Genomic DNA, 20,935 nt, shown 5'->3' with positions numbered 1-20,935 from the left:
AAGGCATCGTTGAGTACGAAAAACTGTGCTTTTAAGGTAACGAAAATCGCGGCATAACTGAACAATCTTCAGTTGAGGGGGCATAAAAAATGGCAGGTGTAAGTCGCAGGGGATTTGCAAAGATGCTGGCGGGCGCGGTGATGTTACCGGCTCTGGCGCCGTTACTTTCTCGCCGCGCGCTGGCAGCGGATAAGAGCATCAAAATCGCGTTGCTGTTGCCGGGCTCGGTCGCCGATGGCGGCTGGAGCATGCTGGCGTATCAGGGGTTGCAGGCGCTGAAAAAAGAGGGCTTCCGCGTGGCCTGGAGCGAAAGCGTGCCGCAGGCGCAGATGGAGCAGGCAATCCGCGGTTATGCCGACGACGGTTACTCGCTGATTATCGGCCACAGCTTTGAGTACGGTTCGGCGTTTGCCGAAATTGCCCCTGACTATCCGGATACCCACTTCTTCGCCTCCACCTTTAAGCCGGGTGAAACAGCGCCGGGCAACGTGGAATACGTCAATCTCGCCTATCTGCAGGCGGCTTATGCCGCAGGCGCACTGGCAGCACTGATTTCTGATAAAGGAAAAGCGGTCGGCTTTGTCGGCGGCGGTGATAACCCAACACAGCAGGCAATGATGCGTGCCTTTATTGCCGGTGCCGAGAAAACCCGCCCGGGCGTGAAAGGGCTGGGCGTGGTCACCGGTGATTACGATAACGCAGCGAAGGGCAGAGAGGCGGCAACTACCATGATCGGCAATGGAGCCGATGTGATCTGGCATGCTGCTGATGTGACCGGGCTGGGGGCGCTGCAGGGTGCCGCCGCCGCGAAAGTTAAAGCCATCGGCTGCTATGCCGATCAGATGGATGTTTCCCCGGCGTACATTGCCTGCAGTCTGAAGCAGAACCTCGACTGGATGGTGGAAGAGGTCGGCCATTCCGTGGCGAATAACGCCTTCCTCGGTGGCAAGGAGTGGGCACCGACGGTGGCAAAAGCCTGGTCTGTGGTGCACGGCAAAGATCAGTACAACAGCAAGCTGGTCAGCGCTGAAGCCTGGCAGAAATTCACTGCCATCTGGCAGCAGCTGGATAACGGCACCCTCGTGCCGAAAGTGTGAGCGAGCCTGAAGTGATGGTAGCGATGCAGCCCCGTGTAGCATTAAACAACGTGACCAAGCGATTTGCGCGCGTCACGGCGAATGACGGCGTGTCGATGAATGTCGCCGCAGGGGAAATCCACGCGCTGCTCGGTGAGAACGGCGCGGGCAAAAGTACCCTGATGCAGATTCTTTACGGGCTGTATCAACCCGACGAGGGCGAAATTGTTATCGACGGGCACCCGGTGACCCTGCGCGATCCCGGGGATGCCATCGCGCACGGCATTGGCATGGTCCATCAGGAATTTATGCTGGTCCAGCCGATGACCGTGGTCGAGAACGTGATTCTTGGCCTGAAGGAAACCCGTAGCGGCCGTCTGGATTTGCAGGCGGCAGCGCTGCGGTTACAGGCACTTTCCAGTCGCCACGGGCTGGCGGTCGATCCCTGGGCGAAAATTCAGCATCTGCCAATCGGGGTCCAGCAGCGGGTGGAAATCCTCAAGCTGCTGTATCGCGATGCACAGGTGCTGATCCTCGATGAACCCACCGCCGTGCTGACGCCGCAGGAAAAAGAGGGGCTGTTTGCCACGCTTCGCTCGCTGCGGGAAGAAGGGCGTTCGGTGGTGATAGTGACGCATAAGCTCTACGAAATTATGGCCGTGGCGGATCGCGTATCGGTGATGCGTGGCGGCAGGATGATTGAAACGGTGGCGGTGGACGAAACTTCAGAAACCGATCTTGCCCGCCGCATGGTTGGACGCGACGTGGTACTGCGGGTGGAGAAAACCCCGTGCCAGCGTGGCGAGGAGATCCTGCATGTGGACAACATCGCGCTGCGCGATGAAACCGGTCAGCAAAAAATCTGGCGTGCCTCGCTGAAAGTCTCTGCCGGAGAAATTCTCGGTATTGCCGGGGTGGATGGCAACGGTCAGTCTGAGCTGGCGGATGCGCTGCTTAATCTGCGGCAAATTGAGGCGGGCCGCATTCTGCTGGCCGGAGAAGATATTTCAGCGCTCTCACCGGCGGCACGCCGGGCGAAGGGCATCGGTTTTATTCCCGCCGACCGCCGCGGAGTCGGTTCCGTCATCTCGTTGTCGATAGCGGACAATGCCATGCTCGGTGACCAGCAGGCGTTCACTCATGCCCGCGGCTGGCTGCTGGACCGCAAAAAGATTGCCCGTCACGCCCGCGCGATCATCGACCACTTCAAAGTACGCACGCCGGACACTGATTTCGAGGCGGGCAAACTCTCTGGCGGCAACCTGCAAAAACTTATTCTGGGACGTGAAGTGGCCCGCAAACCCCGGCTACTGGTGGTTGAGCAGCCTACCCGTGGGCTGGATGTGGGTGCTGTGGAAGCGGTCTGGCAGGGGTTGCTGGCCGCCCGCGACAGTGGTTGTGCGATTGTCATGATCTCCGCCGAGCTGGAAGAAATTCTCAACCTTTCCGACCGCATCGCGGTGATGTATGGCGGCCAGATAGCTGGCGTGCTGGATGCCTCTGACGCCACGGCAGAAAAGCTGGGTGAACTGATGGCGGGCGGTAAATTAACGGGAGCAGGCGATGACTAGGCTGCTTGAAAAACGACTCGCCCCTGCGGACTCTTCCGCCGCCGTTATCGCCACCACCTCCGGTGCGATGCTGGCGGCATTTGTTATTGCCGGGCTGCTGTTTATTCCCTTCGGCGGCAACCCTTTCAGCGCTTACAGCTTTTTGTTCAGCGAGGCTTTTGGCTCTCTGCGGGGTTTTAGCCAGACGCTGGTGCAGGCCACGCCATTAATCCTGATTGCACTGGGAACTATCGTTATCTGGCGTGCCGGGCTGGGTTATATCGGTTTTGAAGGCTGTTTCCTGGTTGGCGCGGCGGCAGCCAGCTGGGTCGCGCTGGCCGGAACACCACAGGGTATACCGTGGGCGCTGCCCGGCTGGGGTTACTGGCCTGCGGTGATGGTGGCCGCTTTTGTCGCTGGAGCATTGTGGGCCGGTTGGGTTGGCTTCCTGCGCGTGCGGTTTGGCGGCAATGACGTACTGATTTCGCTGATGGCGAACTACGTGGCGGTTTTTCTCATTCAGTATCTGGTCTCCGGCCCGATGCGTGCGGTGGGTGACCTGCCACAAACGCCGCGCTTACCACATGATACGTGGCTGCCTTTTATCATGAAGGGCATGCGTGCGCACTGGGGACTGGGTATTGCGCTAATCGCCACTCTTTACGTCTGGTGGCTGATCCGTGCCACGCCTGCAGGATTTGAAATCATCGTCAGCGGGCTGAATCCAAAAGCGGCCCGCTATGGCGGCATCGCCGTCGGCAGGCGGCAGATGAGCGCGGTGCTGCTAGGCGGCGGTCTTGCTGCGCTGGCCGGACTTTGCGCCGTGCTTGGCGTGCAGCACCGCCTGATGGAAGGATTGTCCGGCGGCGTGGGCTTTATAGGCGTGGTGGTGGCGTTACTCGCGAGGCTGAATCCGCTGCTGGTGATCCCGACCGCAGTGCTGTATGGCGGCCTTGAAGTGGGCGGCAGCGCGATGCAGCGCCAGACTGGCCTGCCAACGTCAGTGGTGCTGATCCTGCAAAGCCTGGTGGTGATCCTGATCCTTGCCGGAGACATTCTGCGCTACTACCGGCTGCGCTGGCCTGGCCGCACTCCGGCGCAGCAGTTGTCGGAGGAGAAATCATGAGCGCGCTGATGAATATAGATACGGCTTTCATCGTCACCTGGCTTGCTGCCGCAGTGCGTCTGGCGGGGCCGGTGCTGCTGGCGGCGCTGGGTGAAATCTATGCCGAGCGGGCTGGCGTGCTGAATATTGGCATTGAGGGCACTATCCTGATGGGGGCGCTCGCCAGCTATATGACGGCAGTTTACAGCAGCTCGACGGCTCTGGGATTTATCGCCGGTGGTGTGGCCGGGCTGGCGGTGGGTGTGCTGCTGGCGGCTTTGTACCTGCGGGCTCATGCCAGCCAGATCGTGATTGGGATTGTCTTTAATATCCTGGCTGGTGGCGTGGCGACCTGGATTTATTCGCTGGTGATGGGCGATGCCTCTTCCCCTACCATTACCATGCTTAACCCGATTCATCTGCCGCTGTTGTCGAAGATCCCCGGCATTGGGCCGGTGCTGTTCACTCAGCCTTTGCCCCTCTATCTCACCTTGTTGCTGGTGGCTGTGGCGCATTTTGGCCTGTTCCATACGCGCTTTGGCCTCTCGTTGCGTGCGGTGGGTGAAAACCCGCGTGCGGCACATGCGGCCGGGCTTAATGTACTGCGCATTCGCACCTGGGGCGTGCTGCTCTCCTGCCTTGGCGCAGGGCTGGCTGGCAGCTATCTGGTCACCGCTCAGATTGGCCTGTTCCGCGACAATATCGTCAGCGGTCAGGGCTTTATCGCGCTTGCCATCGTTATATTTGGGCGCTGGAGCCCGGTGAAAGCGCTGATTGCCGCGTTTATTTTTGGGGCTGCCGATGCGCTGCAGCTCTCACTGCAGCTTTTCGAAAGCAGCCTGCCGCCACAGGTCTTACTGGCTCTGCCTTATCTGTTGACCATTCTCGCTATGTCAGGCGTGGTAGGACGGACGGTGCAGCCTGCGGCGTTAACCCAGCCTTACCGGAAGGAGTAAAGGATGAAGAATTTCCGCTTAACCAACCCTGCGGAGGCTCAGGTCTTCCGCATCAGTCCGCAGGACACCAACTACTTTGTCGTACTGTTCGACAGGCATCAGGACGGGATTGAGAATATCTTCGTGGTGGAAATTTTCACCGTTGGCGGTGCCACACCGCCGAATGAACATGCCCATGCGCATGAGTTCTTCTATGTCTTACAAGGCGAAGGCATCGCGCGCTGTAATGGCGACGAAGTGACTATTCGCCAGGGTGATGCGTTACTGCTGCATCCGGGCAATGAGCATATGATTAAAAATACCGGCAAGGGTAAGCTCTATACCCTGACGGTGATGACGCCGAACGAAGGCTTTGCTGAGCTGATCCGTAGTGGCCAGCCGATGACGCTGGATGAAGAAGATCTGCGCGTGCTGTGCGGGGGCTGATATGGCAGGGAATCTTCTGGGCAGTTCCGCGCACAACCAGTGGCGGGTGTCAGCCGGGCAGGTGGATATGGTACGCGCGCCGGTGCTGCCCAATCCGGTGACGCTGACCAGCCGCGGTCGGGAGGTCACTTTCGATCTCAACCGCACAGCGCTGTTGGTGATTGATATGCAGAATGACTTTTGCCATCCCGAAGGCTGGCTGGGGCATATTGGCGTGGATGTCACTCCGGCTCGTGCGCCTATCGCACCGTTGCAATCTCTGCTGCCCGGCCTGCGGGAAGCGGAAGTGCCGGTGATCTGGCTGAACTGGGGCAACCGTCCTGACCGGCTGAACCTCAGCCCGGCGCTGCTGCACGTCTACAACGCGGACGGCGAAAGCGTGGGGCTGGGCGATCCTTTGCCGGTGTCTGGAGCGCCAGTGCTCGAAGCCGGAAGCTGGGCTGCCGATGTGGTTGAAGAACTCAAACCTGCGGCCAGCGATATCCGCGTCAATAAATACCGTATGTCTGGTTTTCAGGACACCGAGCTGGACAGCATCCTGCGCAATCTGGGGGTGACCACGCTGCTGTTTGCCGGGGTGAACATCGATCAGTGTGTGCTCTGTACGCTGCAGGATGCCAACTTCCACGGCTATGACTGCCTGCTGCTGGAAGATTGCAGTGCCACCACTTCCCCGACGTTTTGCCTCGATGCCACGCTGTACAACGTGCAGCAGTGTTTTGGGTTTGTCGTCGGATCAACCGAGCTGCTGCCGCAACTGTAAGGAATCGCCGTGTCTTACCTTCTTGCCGATGGCTGGATCATCACCATGAATCCGGACCGTGACATTCTCCAGCAGGCCAGTTTGCTGATTTCCGGTGACCGGATCGCGGCTATCGGGACGCGGCAGCGCCTGCAGGTGGCCAACCCGGAAGCGGAAGTGATCGACTGCCGCGACAGCATCATCATGCCGGGTATGGTGAACACCCATACTCACCTTTTCCAGACGCTACTTAAAGGGCTGGGGGATGACATGGTGCTGAAGAAGTGGTTCACCTGCATGACCGGGCCGAGTGCTGTGGCACTGACCGAAGAGGATGTGTTTGCCGCTGCGCTGCACGGCTGCGTGGAGTCGATCCGTTCTGGCGTGACCTCGCTGGTCGATTTTATGTATGCCCATCCGCGGCCGGGCCTCACCGCGAAAGTCATTGAAGCCTTCGAGCTGAGCGGCATCCGGGGGCATGTCTGCCGGGGGTTTCTCACCACCGGTGCGGAACATGGCATCCCCCTGGAGCTGATTGAAACGCCGGAAGCGGCGCTGGCTGATGCACGGCAGGTTATTCAACGCTATCACCGCCCGGATGGCCGGGTGAAAGTCGGACTGGCACCCAGCATGATCTGGGCGCTGGATGAAAAGGTGCTGCGCGGAACCCGTGCGCTGGCGGATGAAGCCGGGGTGCTGATTACCACCCACGTGGCGGAGACTGACTTTGAAATCGCACAGGCGCAGCTGCGTTTTCAGGGCAGCGATACCGAATTCTTAAGTGATATCGGCTTTCTCGGGCCGGATGTACTGGCGGTGCATTGCGTGCGGTGCAGCTCACGGGATATCCGTGCCCTGAAGCATCATGATGTGCGCGTTTCGCATAATCCCTGCAGTAACCTCTATCTGGCGTCCGGCATTCCGCCAATTCCGGAAATGCTGGCAGCAGGGATCACCGTTGGCCTGGGGTCGGATGGCCCGGCCAGCAGCAACAATCACAACCTGTTCCAGGCGATGAAGACCGCCGCGCTGATGCAGAAGGGCATCCATCGCGATCCCACCATTATGACGGCGGAGAAGGTGATGGAAATGGCCACCATCGACGGAGCAAGGGCGACAGGTCTCGATCATCTGGTGGGATCGCTGGAGGTGGGGAAAAAAGCCGACGTGATCGTGATTGGCACCGATCATCCGGCTATGACGCCGGTCCACCATCCGGTTTCGGCGCTGGTTTACTCCGCGCTCGGGCATGAAGTGACGGATGTGTTCATTGACGGGCAGGCGGTGATGCGTAATGGCATCTTAACCCGCGTTAATCAGCGCGAGGTGCTGCAGCGTTCAGCCAGAGCGGCCGCTTCTCTGGCTACACGAACCGGTAACGATAAACCGCGCCGCTGGCGTTCCTCCGCTTTTTAACCGGTAATCTGCCCGCGAGGCATGATGTTGACGGTCTCGTGCAGTTCTGACCATACCAATACGGCTTCGCCGCTGATTAGCTGACGGCGGACATCGTTTACTTTTTGTGCCAGCGAGCGTTCCTGTTCGCCGTAGTCGGTGCCTTCACGCAGCACAAAGGCCTCGATCAGGTTATCGAGTGTTTCAGTCGCCAGATTTTGCCAGGGAATCATCATCTTAGTTGTCCAGCCAGGTTGATAGCCATTGTGGAATACGGTGTTCCAGCCACATCTGTGGCCTGCGTAATGTTCCTCCGACAAATCCCACATGTCCACCGTAACGAGTCAGTTGATACGTTACGCAGGCAGGCAGCAGAGCTGGGTCGGGGATGACCTCGTCAGTCATAAAAGGATCGTCCTGTGCGTGAATGATCAGTAAAGGTTTGTGCACGTTGGGCAACAACGGCAGTGCGCTGCAGCGGTGGTAGTAATCTGTGGCATCCAGAAAACCATGCGCTTTGGCGGTAATGGCGTCATCGAAGTCGCGCAATCTCTTCAGTTTTTTTAGCTGGGCTAAATCCACAGGCAGCGTACCAGGCCAGACCAGCAGTTTGCGCCTGGCGTTCTGCTTGAGCTGGTTCAGCAGATAGCGCTGGTAGAGGCGGGAGAATCCCTGTTCCAGTTTGGCGCTGCACGGTTCCAGCATCAGCGGGGCCGACACCACGACGCCGGCATCCAGTAGACAGTTATTGCCTTGTTCTCCCAGCAGAACGCTCAGCATATTGCCGCCCAGAGAAAAGCCCACGGCAGCGGTGGGCGCCGTTCCCCACTCGTCACGCAGCCATTGCAGGAAGAAAGCGGCATCACCGGTTTCGCCTGAATGGTAAATCCGCGTCAGTCGGTTGGGTTCTCCGCTGCAACCGCGAAAGTGCATCACTACGCCCAGCCAGCCTCGCTGTTGGCAGGCCTGTAACAGACCATGAGCATAGGGGCTGTTGACGCTGCCTTCCAGCCCATGGAATATCACTACGCGAGGTTTGTGGCGGGCCCCGGCGGGGTCTTCACTCCACGCCAGGTCAACAAAGTCGCTATCCGGCAGGGTCAGGCGCTGCCAGTGCGGCTGTAGCATAAGGCGGCGGCGCAGCAATCTGGGCAGCAACGTTTGCAGATGCGCGTTGCTCATGCCTGGCATTGGCTGAAAGGCGCCCTCCGCTTGTGGACTAAAATTCATGTTCAAAATGCTTGTAGGATCCCTGTCACATTGCTAGCTTCTTCAGATTCGTTTTTGGTCTTGGGGTGAGGAGCGCCCGTTTCATATGGAATTGAGTTTGTTTTTATCTATGCTGGGCTTTCTGTGGGTCGCTGCGATCACGCCTGGCCCTAATAATATGTTACTCACTGCCTCGGGCGCCAACTTTGGTTTTCTGCGATCGCTATGGTTACTGATGGGTATCATGATTGGTATGCAGGTGATGTTGTTGCTGGTGGCTTTTGGCGTGGGTGGACTGATCCTGCTTTATCCTTCCCTTCATCTGTTTCTCAAAGTCGCCGGGAGCGCTTATCTGCTCTGGCTGGCATGGAAAATCGCCACCGCTGAATATGAAAAACTGGAAGCTGGCGATGGGCCAACCAGGCCAATGCCGTTTTGGCAGGGGGGATTGTTGCAATTGATCAACCCGAAAGCGTGGTTAATGACGCTGGGTGCCGTGGCCAGTTTTAGCCAGGCAGGTGAGGCCTACCGGAGTTCAGTTGTCGCTATCAGCTTCGCGATGGCGCTGGTGAACATCGTGGCCGGTGTTATCTGGCTGGGGTTTGGTTCACTGATTGGCCGCATCCTGCACAGTCGATGGGCCTGGACTATTTTCAACGTCTCAATGGGGCTGTTAACCGCCGCGTGTGTCGTGCTGATCTGGCATTGAGTCTGGTGGAAAGGTGCACTTAATTACCCGGTTGCGCTCCGGTATCGCGTAATGCCATAAAGGACATTATCTCTTATCAAATATAATGCACTTATCTTATTGAGATGTAACGGACGTATTTTGAGTTGTGTATTCAATATGGTGATTGGAGTTATGATGCATAATGCTCACTTATCCAGTGGAAGAGAGGTGACGTTTTTCGGCGAGAGTTTTTTAGCGTGCGCGCAACGGCATTAATGCTGATATGCAGTGCTCGTGCGGTGTCGCGAATACCAGCATTATTCATGGCAAGATCAATGATCTGATCCTTCATTTTTCACTGGGTCTGTTTGCTTACAAAACGGACATTTTACCTCAACCTTAGCCATCAGAATCCCTTTGATAAAGACGGGGTATTCAACGAATTGAATACTGACCATCGCCAGGGCGTTGTGTATGCAGCCTAAGGTGATGTTATTTGATGAGCCGACTTCCGCCCTGGATCCCGAGATGGTCAATGAGGTCCTGGATAAGATGATAAATCTTGCCCGGGATGGCATGACCATGTTGTGCGTCACCCATGAAATGGGTTTTGCCCGCGAGATGGCCGATAGGGTGGTATTTATGGATCAGGGGCGGATTATTGAACAGGCGACACCCGGGGAATTTTTCCAGCATCCACAGACAGAACGAGCGAAAGACTTCCTGAGTAAAATCATTCATTAATAACCATAAGGCAGGGTTGATGATGGTGGGTCAAGATCAAGAACTTGCGCGTAGGGATTGCCGGATTGGCAACATTGTGCGACGTAGTGATTGAATGTGCGCCATCCCATTTGCTTACGTCCATTGCCACGCCAGCCTTACGTTTGGGTAAAACCGTCATCGTGCTTAGCTCCACCGGGTTACTCGCTCTGCCGCAGTTAGCGGTTATCGCCCGTGAACACGGTGGCCGAATTATCGTGCTGTCAGGGGAGATTGCTGGACTTGATGCGTTGGTCGCCGCGGCGCAGGGTGAGTTGTATTCAGTGAAAATGGTCACCCGTAAGCCGCCAGAATCCTTGTCTGGCGCACCTTATCTGCGGGATAACGCGATTGACGTGCATAGCATGACTGAACCGACACGGATTTTTAGCGGTTCTCCCCGGGATGGGGGCGGATCGCACTGAATACGAAATTTGGGCCGTGCCGGGATTACAGTACAATAGCCATATTGTTGAAGTGAACTCGGCGGCTTCTCGTTTTATACTCACGATCGAAAATGTACCTTCCTCTAATAATCCCCGAACCGGTATTCTCACCCTGTATAGTGTGCTGGCGGTATTGGATCGTTTAATGAGCCCTGTACGTATCGGCACCTGATAAAAATGCGCTATTAATCAATGAGTTGACTCTGTCACAAACCTTGCAAAGTGGGTGACATATGTCTCTCGTTGGCTCATGCATTGCCGATGCTAATATCACGTTTATTCGAGGTTATCGATGATCCGTCATGTGTTGTTCATTACGTTTACTGAAAGGGCCCGTTCGTCAGAGATAGAACGGGTCAGGAAGGCATTTTTACAGATACCTGACCAGGTTGATGGCGTGTTGAGCGTTGAATGGGGTTGCAATGACAGCCCAGAAGGGAAAAATGCTGGCTTCACACACTGTGTGCTGATGACGTTTCGTGATGAAATAGCCCGTCAACGTTATCTTCCTCATCCAGCCCATGAGGCGATAAAGGCTATTTTCCAGCCGGTGCTGAGCGACATTATTGTGTTTGATTTCACCGTGATGAAGAAGGATGTCTATCCAGGATAATTTGAGTTGCAGGACAAAAAGCAGGGCGTCATTGAGCTGCGCTAACCCCGTAAAGGGGAAAGGCGACAGACCGAATGACATAATAGGAAATAGCAAGGGAGCCGAGACATTACTGTATGGATAAGAGGTATTTTTCATATTTTACCCATTTAACGTTTTAACACTGGAGACCACATGGGACAGCGAAAATATTTAACGCAAGGCGAAGTACAAAGTTTACTGGAATGCGCCCGTCAGGGGGGCAATCCTGAACGAGACTACTGTTTGATCTATATGAGTTTCATTCACGGGTTTCGGGTCAGTGAGGCCTGCCAGTTGCGTCTTTCTGATCTGGATCTGAAAGGAGCAAATCTGCATGTTCAGCGAATGAAGAACGGTTTCAGCACTAATCATCCGTTACTGGGTAATGAAGTCAAAGCGATCCGGGCCTGGCTGAAGGTGCGTCAGACCATGCCGGGCGCAGAGAGTGACTGGTTGTTTTTATCCCGCTATGGTGGCCCGTTGACCCGACAACGAATTTATCAGGTCATTAGTAAATTGGGAAAATTGGCCAATATTTCTGTAGTTTCGCATCCGCACATGTTGCGCCATGCCTGTGGTTTTGCTCTGGCCGATCGGGGAGTAGACACCAGATTGATTCAGGACTATCTGGGACACCGTAATATCCGCCACACAGTGCGCTATACGGCCAGTAATGCGGAACGTTTCGAGGGCGTGTGGTGTGCGAAAAACAAACAAAAAAGGAGACAATTAGGACCAAATTGTAAAGGTATTATATTCATGATTGAAAAAAAATCCAACTTAAAATTGGATTAGTCCTAAAATATTTCAACTTATTGTAAAGTATACAGAAAAAATTCTTTCTACATGACTAACCTGCAATTTTTCAATCTTTCCAGGCACTCCAGTCCCAACGATACCTTCCTGAGTTCTCACTTGAAAACTTCTACCTTCCATTTCGAAAGCAAATAAAACTGAATTTATAAATAATGTTGGTTTTATTTGCTTTGAATTAATAAAAATCAGTCAATAATTTTTAAACCTCACGATGGTTGTCAAAATGGTCCTAATTGTCAACTGCTCCTTAGATGGAGATGGCGGTAGCGTGTCTTTTGAATGAGGCTAAGAGGGTGTAATGAAGCGATTAAATGGCTATATAACTTTAGAAATATTTATAATATTAGCTGCTTATGCAGTGTGTTGGTTTGAAAGGAAAGAGATTTTCGAGCTCATTGAGCACAATCGAATGATCAATAGTATTATCATGCTGTTATTTCTCATTTCTTCATTATATGTATTAAGTGATGCAATAAATAGTGCCAGGAAAGGGAGGTTATGGAGTAAGCAGAAGGATCATCTTTCTGATGACTATTCTCTTAAAATATTTGGTCGTAAATTTTATAAAATAACAGATTTATCAAATGACACATCTCATGAGGTCGTTAGTCTGTGGAAAAAGTCTATTGAATGGAAAAGTCATGTTCTGGAATATATATCAGGATCGTTAATTGGTATTGGCTTGTTAGGTACATTTATCGGATTGATGCATACAATGGGCTCCGTTTTCAATGTGCTTTCGACCAGTGTATCGGGTAAAGATTTAGTATCAGAGTTAGGTGTCCCTCTTTCTGGCATGTCCACGGCTTTTTCTGCTTCAATGTTAGGTCTTTCCACCTCCCTGACTGTTGGCTTATTAAGCGTTCTGACGTCTAAAATGAACAACGAATTTACTTCCGAGGTTGAAAACTGGAGTCTTGAAGTAAAAGGTAACAAAGGAGAAGACGGCAATAACGGTCAGGAACATCATTACCTGAGCAAAGTAGTCTCACAAGTCGAAGATAATAGCAATTTAGTTAAAATAAATAATGAATATTTTTCAGGGATTATCAACGCATTCAGTAATAACAATAACTATCTGGTCGATTTGAATCTGACTATGTCAAATATTTCAGATAATACCAGTCGTATTAATGATGCTCTTAATGGTTTAAATGTATTATTCAATGAAAGTAATTCAAAAATAGAAATTGTAAGGATGCAGATTGAGTCCTTAATAAAAGGAAGCATTCAAGGTAACAATGAAAATAAAAAATCGTGGCGTGATATTGAACAAGGTGTAACAGCTATAAAGTCACTTATTGAAAATAATGAAGATAACCTTAATAAATTCCATAAGATCCAGGAAATAATGTATGAGTCCGGTTTTTTTTGCTTGAATGAAATTGTATCAATGCGCAAGGTACTTGAATCATCTTTAGCAAAGAAAAACGAAAACTTTATTGGGGGTGGAAATGAATAGTATAATGTTGATTATATTTGGATTGATAGTTGTTTCATTCAATAGTAATGCGATGACAATAGAAGAGGCTATCAAGAGTGGTATAGACTATAATCTTAATATAAAAATGTCAGAAACAGAAAAAGAGATTTCTCATTATAAAGTAGAAGAATCATATGCGTCATATTGGCCCCAGGTTACGTTGACGGGAAAAAGCAGGACATCAGATCATCGTTATAGTGATGAGTATGTGAGAGATGATGATGAAAGTGCCATGCTTAACTTTGGCGCACAATATACAATATTAGATTTGGCAAGATATGAGCAGGTCAATGCAGCAAAAAGTGCATTAGATGTACAAACGTGGGGATATAAGATAGATAAAGAAAAATTAACATTTCAAATTATTAAGGCATATATTGATGTCTGGAGAAAAAAGAGAACGCTTGAAATAGGGAAGGAATATCTTAATCAGGTGACTGGATTGACCGAGAAAGTTAAACTCAGAGTAGAAGGTGGGCTATCTCCTTCATCTGACCTGGTAAGATCTGAAGCTTCTGTTGATGATGCAAAGACAAGGCTGGAAAATGCGGAGAAGGACTTTGTTAATGCAAAAATAAATTTATCTTCTCTCATCGGAAGAAATGATGATATTTCTACAATGTTTAACGAAAACTCACATCCTGTTGTTCCTAAATTTATCTCAAACAATGAACTTGAACATATAAATCTTTTGCTAAAGCAACTGGATTCAGATATCCAGCAGAAGCAATACGAGTACCAATTTACACGTAAAAGTGATTATCCAAAAGTGCAGTTTTTGGCAAATTATAAACAAAGAAATCAAAGTGTTGACTCTCCTGATTTACAGTTCTATATCCAGGTAACTGTACCCATTTTTACTGGTTTTATGTCTACCAACAAGATAAATGAAGCGGCTGCTGACGTTAGGTTAAGTAATTATAAAAGAGAGTCTGCATTAAGAGATTTGAATAAGAACTATAACTCAACAAAATCATCAATAGAAAAAGAAGTCAGTATATGGGAATTGAACAATAATGCAATTATCAATTCCAGGAGAACACTGGAATTGTATCAAAATGAATTTAATCTCGGGAGCAGACCGCTTTCTGACATTATCGATGCACAGCGAGAATTACAAGTATCATTAATTGATATGGTAGATGCAAAAGCTAATTTTTATGATTATGTTGCTGCCGCATATAATCTGTGTGGTGATACAGATAAATTCATAAAATTCATATAAGAGGTTTATTTTTATGTCGCAAAAAAATCATATATGGCCTGCCTATGTTGATATGATGACGGTATTGCTGTTGGTCTACTTAATCATCAATGCAATGTATTCTGCATTACTGGCTAATGCCGATCTTGATCCGAAACCCATTAAAAAGATCACAGAAAAAACACAATCAGGCTCAGATGATTCAAGAAGTGTTGAAATTATGAAAGAATATCAGAGTTTATATAATGATGAATCGGGAGATTTGGTTGTAAAAATTGACAATGATCAATATACGTTATATTCCGATGATATTAATGCAATTTCAAGTTGGTTAGATAAACAACCCAACGATAATGGTCATTATGAAGTCAGTGTATTTTTGCATGACAATGAAGATGAAACATCGGGTACTCTTTTACGCAAACAAACAATTCTTTATTATCAGGTATTATCTGTATTTAAAAAGAATAACGTCGCATTGAGTTTAATTAATAATCGGAATGCAACACCAACAAAAGAATATAGCAATATCATTAAGATAAGGCGTAAAAAAAATAATGGTTAGATTGTTTAAACTATATCCTGTCTTTTTTTTTATTGCTCTTTTTCTTTTTCTTTTTCTTAAAGTGGATGTGATTGTGCATGCCAGGGGATATATACAGATTAAGGACAGGAATATAATTATTGATCATCCTAATGGCGGAAGGATAAATAAACTTTATGTGAGGGATGGTGACAGGATAAAAAAAGGAGAAATAATCGCTGTCGTTGATAATAGCTATATTTCTGAAGACTATAATAAAAACAAGCTTCTTGTTGATACCATGTCAATAAGGAAGAAGAGGCTGGAATCACAAATTAATAATACTGATTTTATCATTAATGGAGATGGTAAATGTCGCGATATATATAATCAGGAATTTTTAATATATCAGTCTGAAATGAAGAAGTTTCAAGATCAATATATGGGGGGGCAGGCAGTAATTGCACAAAAAGAAGCTGAAATAGATGCTAATAAAATAAAGATATCAGGATTGAAACAGGCATTAAGTTATGATGAGACACAAGTCAATTTATTAAAAAGAATGATCAAGGTTGGCGCTGCTTCTCAGTCAATGCTACTGTCAAAGCAAAATGAGACTCAACGGACACAGAATGATTTAAGTGATGCAATATCTGCATCTGATGTGCTTAAGAGTGAATTGCAAAAAGCAAAATTTGATACTGATAATATTAAAAATACGTTTAATACTGAGAGTCAGATTGAATTACAAAAGGTTCAGGATCAGTTAAATGATGCCGAGTCAAAATTGAAGGGAGCAAATGTACGTAAAGAACAGGAAGAAATTAAAAGTCCCGTCGATGGAATAATCCAAAAATTAACAAAATCTAATGAAGGGGCTGTCATACCCCCAGGTGGGGAAATTCTTGAAATAACGCCTACGGATGTACCAATGGTCGCCAGTGTGAACTTAGAGACCAGAGACAGATATAAAATATGGCCGGGAATGACCGCTAAACTGGAGGTGAATGGGTTAGAGAAATTATCTGATGGTACAATTTATGGAAGTGTAGGGGTTATCAGTGCTGATTCGGTTACTGATAATAATAATAAAGGTATACGGTATTATAAAGTTGATATCCTTATGGATAAAAATAAAATCACAGATAAAATATATCCGGGGATGTCTGTCGATGCGTATATTATTGTAGGGAGAAGAACAATACTTGAATATGTTATTAATCCTATTATGAAAGGGATAGGTAATTCATTTGGTGAAACTGGATAATGTGTTGAAATAATTTAATTTAACTTTTAAATCATAAATGTGAGGCTATCATGAATACCCCAGATAAAATCATTCTTATCAAAACGCTACAGGAAAATAATCTACCATTCCCTCTTAATGGGACAACGGTTTCTATTGATGGACAGGATTTTGTTTTTAAAACAGCAGCCGGAATTATCTATAAGCTGCCATTTGCGGCACAGTTCTCTGGTCTTACTGATGACGCATTTGAAGTTAAATTCTCTGATGGTATTCAGTTAACTTCTAAACAGTTAATTGATAAAGCTATTGATAATCTATCAGAAAATAAAGAGTATATAACCAATCATCATGTAAATAATGAACAACAGAATACAGTTGACCATGAAAAGGTTATCACAAAAACAGTCTATGAAACCGTTAAGATACTTGTTCATGATAATAATAGCCAGGATGCTGGTGCGACGCCTCAAGATCAAGATGATGGTAGTGCCAAGGATAATATTGATAATATCGATATTTCACCACCAGAAGACGTTATATATTTTTCTGCCAATACTTCAGCAACATCAACAAGAAATCAAACTCCTGACACACCTGACACTCCTGACACACCAATCATCATACCTCCAGCCCCGAAATCGCCGAATATAAGTGTATTACAGTTGGATACATCTATTGATGAAAAAGACCACACCGTTGATGTAGGAGGTGGCGATAGAAATACTTCCAGTTATGATCTCCAGTATGGTACAAAAACAGTTGATTTGAGTAATAGTAATGATAACTGGACAATCAATGCACAGATTAGAGGAAGTGCTGATGATGAGAATACACTAACTAAAATCATACGATTAGATGATGTTACTACCATAACCGGAATTTCTACTAGCCAAAATAGTGACTATAGCATAATTTCATGGGACTCAGATAAAGGCCGTGAATTAGGTTTAAAGCAAAATGAATTTGCGGTTGTCTACTCTACGGAGCATGATGACTCATTTTCTGTCAATGTCAACTTCGCCCCCCCTGATTATAACGGAGATACGTCTTATAATCTCGGTTTTAACATATCACCCGATCCCTTATCAATAAATGATGCAGCAGGTACGACTATGCTTGGAACAGATCCTGCACCTCTGATCATTAAAGGCGGGAATGGTGATGATAGCATTATTGCAGGGAGAGGCGATGATATTTATGACGGTGGAGGTGGCCATAATACTATCGATTATAGCCAGTTTAACCATGGTATTACTGTAGATTTTCAGGCTTCGGATAGCAGTACACTGGAAAGCGCTGGATTGAAAGATACCGACTCTGCAACAGTAAGTGGAACGGACATTAAATCTCAGCAAGTGATTAACAATATACAGGAAGTTACTGGAACCCGTTATGATGATGTTTTTATAACTAACGCCAGTGATCATGTTTTCCATGGCGGTGATGGAAATGATACTTTTATTGGCTATGGGGGGAATAATACCTTTGATGGCGGGAGCGGAAATAATACGGTGGACTACCGAAATGTTGGCGGTACCACCTTTGACCAGGTTAGCCTTGCTAAAGGTCTGGATGTTGAGCTAAACGGCGTTAAGGTTGATCTGACCAATAATGTAACCGGTGATAATGGTTGGGTGGATGCTAATGGCACTGAAGGTAAGGATCAGTTGTCTAACATTCACACGGTTTATGGTACATCCTATAATGATTTAATCATTTGTGATGATAACGATAATATTATCTATGGTGTGGATGGTGATGATGTTGTGGTGTCAGGATACGGAAATAATACTGTAGATGGTGGAAAAGGAACGACAACAGTCGATTATAGTAAAATTAACGGTGTCGTTGATGTGAATTTAAACACCGGTATTGCTAATAAGGATAATGGTAATAAAGATAATCTTACCAATGTATCCGCGATTATTGGTTCTGATGATGGTGGTACGCTGACCGGGAAAACCGGCGCATCTAATACCCTGATAGGAACCGGCGGAAATACCATTTTTAATCTTGATGGCGGTACAAATACTGTTTTTGGTGGTGACGGGGATAATACATACAATATTTCCAACAGTATAGTCACTGTGACTGCTGATGGAAATAGCAATATCGGTAATTATACCAATGATATGCTGACATATCATGGTTCCACATCAGGTAAGGACACAGTCAGTATTACCGGTGGACGCAATTCGATTTTTGTTGGTACGGGTTACAGTGATCTTACTTTCGGTGGTTCGTCATTTAATGATGTTCACACTTCAAATGGTGGTGAAGTTGTCTATCATGGCGGAGACAGTTATTCTGAATTATATCTTGATGATCAAACGAAAACATCTCTTGATTATTCAGGCGTCGATGATGATGGATTTAATGCTGATCTCAATAATGGAGTCATAATCAGTAATAGTGGTAATTTTAGTGACCGAATTTTATCCGGTATAATAGACAGTATAACGGGAACAACTTTCGGCAATGGAACATATACTGCATCAGACTATACCACAGACCTGAGTGTCCATGCTTATGGTGCAAATAATACTATTTCTTTAGGGAAAGGGGTAACATATTCAGTCTTGATTGATGCAAGTGCATCTGGTGTGGGAGGAAATAATAACGTCATCACGACCAATGGAGGTGAAAATAACAATATACTCATCAATACCAGTGGCTCGAATAATAAAATCACTCTGGACTCAAAAACGGTTAGTAATAGAATCGAGATTACCGGTGTAGCATCTAATAATACAGTCTATGTTTATGGCGGTAAGCATAATTCAATAGTGTTTGATGATTCAGGAATAAATAATACAGTTGATTACAGTCATACTAGCGGTGTTTTACATATAGATCTTGGTGCAGAGACGGCATCCAGCAATGGCAATGAAGGCTCTGATACTTTAGTTGGAGTCAACTATATCGTTGCAAATGGTGCCAGTGGCAGCACGTTTGAAGCCAAAGAGGGGGTTAATACAACCTTTGATCTTTCCAACGCAAAATCCGCATTTATCACTGCAACAAACACTGGAAGTGATACTATCTGGAGTAAAAGCAATACTAATAAAATAGATTATTCTGACCTGACTAACAGTCTCACATTTAATATTAACAGTACAAGCAAAACAACAATAAAAAAATCGGATAGTGACACTGATACTGTTAACGGGTATGTGGGAACATATACTGGGAGTAATCATGGCGATAATTATACTATCAATGCAGGTTCATATTCTGGGCTAAACATCAACGGTGGTAGTGGTGATGACACTTTCACTGTCACTAATGATTACAAGGGCACCGCAGTAGTGATTGATGGTGGTGCTGGCCATGATACTTTTACGTATGCAAATAATTCAAATACTTATACTACTTATGTTGAATTCACTAAAAACACTGCTAATGGATTCAATATGACTGTATGTTACAATGGATATTCAGCCACTAACAGTAACGGATATATGACTGTCAATGATATGAATGCTTTTCATCTGTCTGATTCCGGTTATAATGATTTGAAGTGGGATGCCGGTATTAATGGTATTAATGTCACCGTAGATTCACATAATCCCCCATCAAATCCTAATGTTTATACTTTTGATGTTAATGGTGGCGGTAACTATATAAATGGTGGTGTAAAAGGACTTTCTACAACATCTTTTTCTGCTGTGAATTATGATACCGTATCTTCAATGAGTAGTACTTCAGCTAACATCAATTTGAATACGGGTGTGGTGACTTTTTCAGACGGACGTGAAAATGACACCTTGGTTAATATTAACAGAATTGAAGGGACAGTTAATGATGATACTATTACAGGGCATACCACCATGTCTGATATTTTCTCTGAATCAAACGGTAATGATACCATAAACGGCAATAGTTCAAGTGGTAATATCTATGTTACTACAGGTGGCGGCGTTAATGCAGACCTGAACGCCGGCACTATAACCAAGAGCAATGGGGAAACAGGTGTTGATCATATTCAGAATATACAGGAATTAGATCTTGATAAATTAAGTGCTAATTCAACGGTTGTTGCCAAAGATAACTCTAATATGACATTCAAACTTGATTCCGCTAATGTTACTTATACTATAACCGCTGCTCATAGTGCTAATGATACATATAATATTACTGCAGGCACGTTGGAAATGAACTATTCAGATTTTTCAACAAATATCACTGATAACTTAACGGACAATACAGTTATTAAAGGGGATGATTCAAAAGATACATTCAGTACTCATATAAATAATATAACAACCGGCACCGGTGATGACATTTTCACCTGGTCAAAATTTAGTGATGTTTCTTCTGTAACGATTAATGGCGGGGCGGGAGATAACAAACTGGTCGAAAGTTCTAATGGGGATACTTCACTGACTCTGGGGGCATTATCGAACGTGAGCAATGTAGAGACACTGGATCTGTCAAATGTGAAGCATACATCAATATCATTTGATGTTGACGGTTTCTTCAAGGCTCATACAAATGAAAGTGATTTTACCATCAAAATTCAGAATAACGATTCGTCAGCCCTGCATTTAAGTAAATCCAGCGCATGGACTGATACAGTTTCGCCAGACGGAAAGACTGATAACTGGAGTGATACCAGTGGGCATGAACTTCATGTTGTTCATGTTTCAGCCGCATAATATTCGCCCTGGTCAGGGCAGGACGTTCTGA

19 protein-coding genes and 2 pseudogenes are annotated in these 20,935 nt (G+C 47.3%); 18 read left to right on the top strand and 3 right to left on the bottom strand.

Annotation, left to right across the window (positions count from 1 at the left end; genetic code table 11):
• Window positions 1–89: 89 nt before the first annotated feature.
• From EH228_RS07410 to EH228_RS07380, 7 genes are read left to right on the top strand one after another with little or no spacing between them, the layout of a single operon-like run.
• The gene (locus tag EH228_RS07410; protein WP_152321032.1) at window positions 90–1,097 is read left to right on the top strand and encodes a BMP family protein; all 1,008 of its coding nucleotides are present in this window, start codon (window positions 90–92) and stop codon (window positions 1,095–1,097) included.
• Entirely contained in the window at window positions 1,094–2,647 is a 1,554-nt protein-coding gene (locus EH228_RS07405) for an ABC transporter ATP-binding protein (protein ID WP_240116252.1), read from the top strand. The genes EH228_RS07410 and EH228_RS07405 overlap by 4 nt, the downstream gene beginning before the upstream one ends.
• Window positions 2,640–3,752: an ABC transporter permease gene (locus EH228_RS07400; protein ID WP_152321031.1), complete on the top strand. Its 1,113-nt coding sequence runs from the start codon at window positions 2,640–2,642 to the stop codon at window positions 3,750–3,752. The genes EH228_RS07405 and EH228_RS07400 overlap by 8 nt, the downstream gene beginning before the upstream one ends.
• Window positions 3,749–4,687, top strand: coding sequence for an ABC transporter permease (locus EH228_RS07395; RefSeq protein WP_152321030.1), 939 nt, complete (start codon window positions 3,749–3,751; stop codon window positions 4,685–4,687). The genes EH228_RS07400 and EH228_RS07395 overlap by 4 nt, the downstream gene beginning before the upstream one ends.
• A gap of 3 nt (window positions 4,688–4,690) precedes the next feature.
• Window positions 4,691–5,113: a cupin domain-containing protein gene (locus EH228_RS07390; RefSeq protein ID WP_152321029.1), complete on the top strand. Its 423-nt coding sequence runs from the start codon at window positions 4,691–4,693 to the stop codon at window positions 5,111–5,113.
• Window position 5,114: 1 nt separating this feature from the next.
• Window positions 5,115–5,876: a cysteine hydrolase family protein gene (locus tag EH228_RS07385; protein WP_152321028.1), complete on the top strand. Its 762-nt coding sequence runs from the start codon at window positions 5,115–5,117 to the stop codon at window positions 5,874–5,876.
• Between the two features lie 9 nt (window positions 5,877–5,885).
• Window positions 5,886–7,271 (top strand): amidohydrolase family protein, encoded by a 1,386-nt coding sequence (locus tag EH228_RS07380; RefSeq protein ID WP_152321027.1) that lies wholly within the window; start codon window positions 5,886–5,888, stop codon window positions 7,269–7,271.
• Here EH228_RS07380 and EH228_RS07375 read toward each other — a convergent pair.
• Entirely contained in the window at window positions 7,268–7,486 is a 219-nt protein-coding gene (locus tag EH228_RS07375; RefSeq protein ID WP_152321026.1) for a YheU family protein, read from the bottom strand. The genes EH228_RS07380 and EH228_RS07375 overlap by 4 nt on opposite strands.
• A 1-nt stretch (window position 7,487) precedes the next feature.
• Window positions 7,488–8,480, bottom strand: coding sequence for a hydrolase (locus EH228_RS07370; protein ID WP_152321025.1), 993 nt, complete (start codon window positions 8,478–8,480; stop codon window positions 7,488–7,490).
• Window positions 8,481–8,565: 85 nt separating this feature from the next.
• Here EH228_RS07370 and EH228_RS07365 point away from each other — a divergent pair, with 85 nt between their 5' ends.
• Complete coding sequence (locus tag EH228_RS07365; protein WP_152321024.1) at window positions 8,566–9,168, top strand: LysE family translocator; 603 nt, start codon at window positions 8,566–8,568, stop codon at window positions 9,166–9,168.
• Window positions 9,169–9,341: 173 nt separating this feature from the next.
• Here the strand turns inward: EH228_RS07365 and EH228_RS07360 are convergent.
• Window positions 9,342–9,536 (bottom strand): annotated as a pseudogene (locus tag EH228_RS07360) (IS1-like element transposase); the annotation flags it as partial.
• A gap of 43 nt (window positions 9,537–9,579) precedes the next feature.
• Between EH228_RS07360 and EH228_RS07355 the strand changes: the two are divergent.
• The 10 genes and pseudogenes from EH228_RS07355 to EH228_RS07310 all read left to right on the top strand — a co-directional run.
• Window positions 9,580–9,873, top strand: a pseudogene (locus tag EH228_RS07355) (ATP-binding cassette domain-containing protein); the annotation flags it as partial.
• A 44-nt stretch (window positions 9,874–9,917) separates the two neighbouring features.
• Window positions 9,918–10,316, top strand: a complete 399-nt coding sequence (locus tag EH228_RS07350; RefSeq protein WP_193323297.1) for a hypothetical protein — start codon at window positions 9,918–9,920, stop codon at window positions 10,314–10,316.
• Complete coding sequence (locus tag EH228_RS20810; RefSeq protein ID WP_152321022.1) at window positions 10,297–10,509, top strand: aspartate dehydrogenase domain-containing protein; 213 nt, start codon at window positions 10,297–10,299, stop codon at window positions 10,507–10,509. Before EH228_RS07350 ends, EH228_RS20810 begins: the two co-directional genes overlap by 20 nt.
• A gap of 120 nt (window positions 10,510–10,629) precedes the next feature.
• Window positions 10,630–10,950, top strand: a complete 321-nt coding sequence (locus EH228_RS07340) for a Dabb family protein (RefSeq protein ID WP_152321021.1) — start codon at window positions 10,630–10,632, stop codon at window positions 10,948–10,950.
• A 174-nt stretch (window positions 10,951–11,124) separates the two neighbouring features.
• Window positions 11,125–11,766, top strand: a complete 642-nt coding sequence (locus tag EH228_RS07335) for a tyrosine-type DNA invertase (protein WP_152321020.1) — start codon at window positions 11,125–11,127, stop codon at window positions 11,764–11,766.
• Window positions 11,767–12,085: 319 nt separating this feature from the next.
• Complete coding sequence (locus EH228_RS07330) at window positions 12,086–13,249, top strand: MotA/TolQ/ExbB proton channel family protein (RefSeq protein WP_152321019.1); 1,164 nt, start codon at window positions 12,086–12,088, stop codon at window positions 13,247–13,249.
• Window positions 13,242–14,495: a TolC family protein gene (locus tag EH228_RS07325; protein WP_152321018.1), complete on the top strand. Its 1,254-nt coding sequence runs from the start codon at window positions 13,242–13,244 to the stop codon at window positions 14,493–14,495. Before EH228_RS07330 ends, EH228_RS07325 begins: the two co-directional genes overlap by 8 nt.
• Window positions 14,496–14,508: 13 nt before the next feature.
• Window positions 14,509–15,039 carry a hypothetical protein gene (locus EH228_RS07320; protein ID WP_152321017.1) on the top strand — a complete coding sequence of 177 codons (531 nt, stop codon included), beginning with the start codon at window positions 14,509–14,511 and terminating at the stop codon, window positions 15,037–15,039.
• Complete coding sequence (locus tag EH228_RS07315) at window positions 15,032–16,264, top strand: HlyD family type I secretion periplasmic adaptor subunit (RefSeq protein ID WP_152321016.1); 1,233 nt, start codon at window positions 15,032–15,034, stop codon at window positions 16,262–16,264. Before EH228_RS07320 ends, EH228_RS07315 begins: the two co-directional genes overlap by 8 nt.
• Window positions 16,265–16,314: 50 nt before the next feature.
• Window positions 16,315–20,904: a beta strand repeat-containing protein gene (locus EH228_RS07310; RefSeq protein ID WP_152321015.1), complete on the top strand. Its 4,590-nt coding sequence runs from the start codon at window positions 16,315–16,317 to the stop codon at window positions 20,902–20,904.
• The last annotated feature ends 31 nt before the right edge of the window (window positions 20,905–20,935 follow it).

Origin of the sequence: Erwinia endophytica (assembly GCF_009295515.1) — a bacterium.
GTDB classification, from domain to species: Bacteria; Pseudomonadota; Gammaproteobacteria; order Enterobacterales; family Enterobacteriaceae; genus Erwinia; species Erwinia endophytica.
This window is presented reverse-complemented; position numbering and strand designations above follow the sequence as displayed.

Excerpts from the sequence above, each read along its gene's own strand:
- EH228_RS07340 (WP_152321021.1), top strand. The coding sequence starts at position 10,630 with ATGATCCGTCATGTGTTGTTCATTACGTTTACTGAAAGGGCCCGTTCG.
- EH228_RS07390 (WP_152321029.1), top strand. The coding sequence starts at position 4,691 with ATGAAGAATTTCCGCTTAACCAACCCTGCGGAGGCTCAGGTCTTCCGC.
- EH228_RS07400 (WP_152321031.1), top strand. The coding sequence starts at position 2,640 with ATGACTAGGCTGCTTGAAAAACGACTCGCCCCTGCGGACTCTTCCGCC.
- EH228_RS07410 (WP_152321032.1), top strand. The coding sequence starts at position 90 with ATGGCAGGTGTAAGTCGCAGGGGATTTGCAAAGATGCTGGCGGGCGCG.
- EH228_RS07365 (WP_152321024.1), top strand. The coding sequence starts at position 8,566 with ATGGAATTGAGTTTGTTTTTATCTATGCTGGGCTTTCTGTGGGTCGCT.
- EH228_RS07395 (WP_152321030.1), top strand. The coding sequence starts at position 3,749 with ATGAGCGCGCTGATGAATATAGATACGGCTTTCATCGTCACCTGGCTT.
- EH228_RS07385 (WP_152321028.1), top strand. The coding sequence starts at position 5,115 with ATGGCAGGGAATCTTCTGGGCAGTTCCGCGCACAACCAGTGGCGGGTG.
- EH228_RS07370 (WP_152321025.1), bottom strand. The coding sequence starts at position 8,480 with ATGAATTTTAGTCCACAAGCGGAGGGCGCCTTTCAGCCAATGCCAGGC.
- EH228_RS07335 (WP_152321020.1), top strand. The coding sequence starts at position 11,125 with ATGGGACAGCGAAAATATTTAACGCAAGGCGAAGTACAAAGTTTACTG.
- EH228_RS07320 (WP_152321017.1), top strand. The coding sequence starts at position 14,509 with ATGTCGCAAAAAAATCATATATGGCCTGCCTATGTTGATATGATGACG.
- EH228_RS07310 (WP_152321015.1), top strand. The coding sequence starts at position 16,315 with ATGAATACCCCAGATAAAATCATTCTTATCAAAACGCTACAGGAAAAT.
- EH228_RS07330 (WP_152321019.1), top strand. The coding sequence starts at position 12,086 with ATGAAGCGATTAAATGGCTATATAACTTTAGAAATATTTATAATATTA.
- EH228_RS20810 (WP_152321022.1), top strand. The coding sequence starts at position 10,297 with ATGGGGGCGGATCGCACTGAATACGAAATTTGGGCCGTGCCGGGATTA.
- EH228_RS07325 (WP_152321018.1), top strand. The coding sequence starts at position 13,242 with ATGAATAGTATAATGTTGATTATATTTGGATTGATAGTTGTTTCATTC.
- EH228_RS07315 (WP_152321016.1), top strand. The coding sequence starts at position 15,032 with ATGGTTAGATTGTTTAAACTATATCCTGTCTTTTTTTTTATTGCTCTT.
- EH228_RS07375 (WP_152321026.1), bottom strand. The coding sequence starts at position 7,486 with ATGATGATTCCCTGGCAAAATCTGGCGACTGAAACACTCGATAACCTG.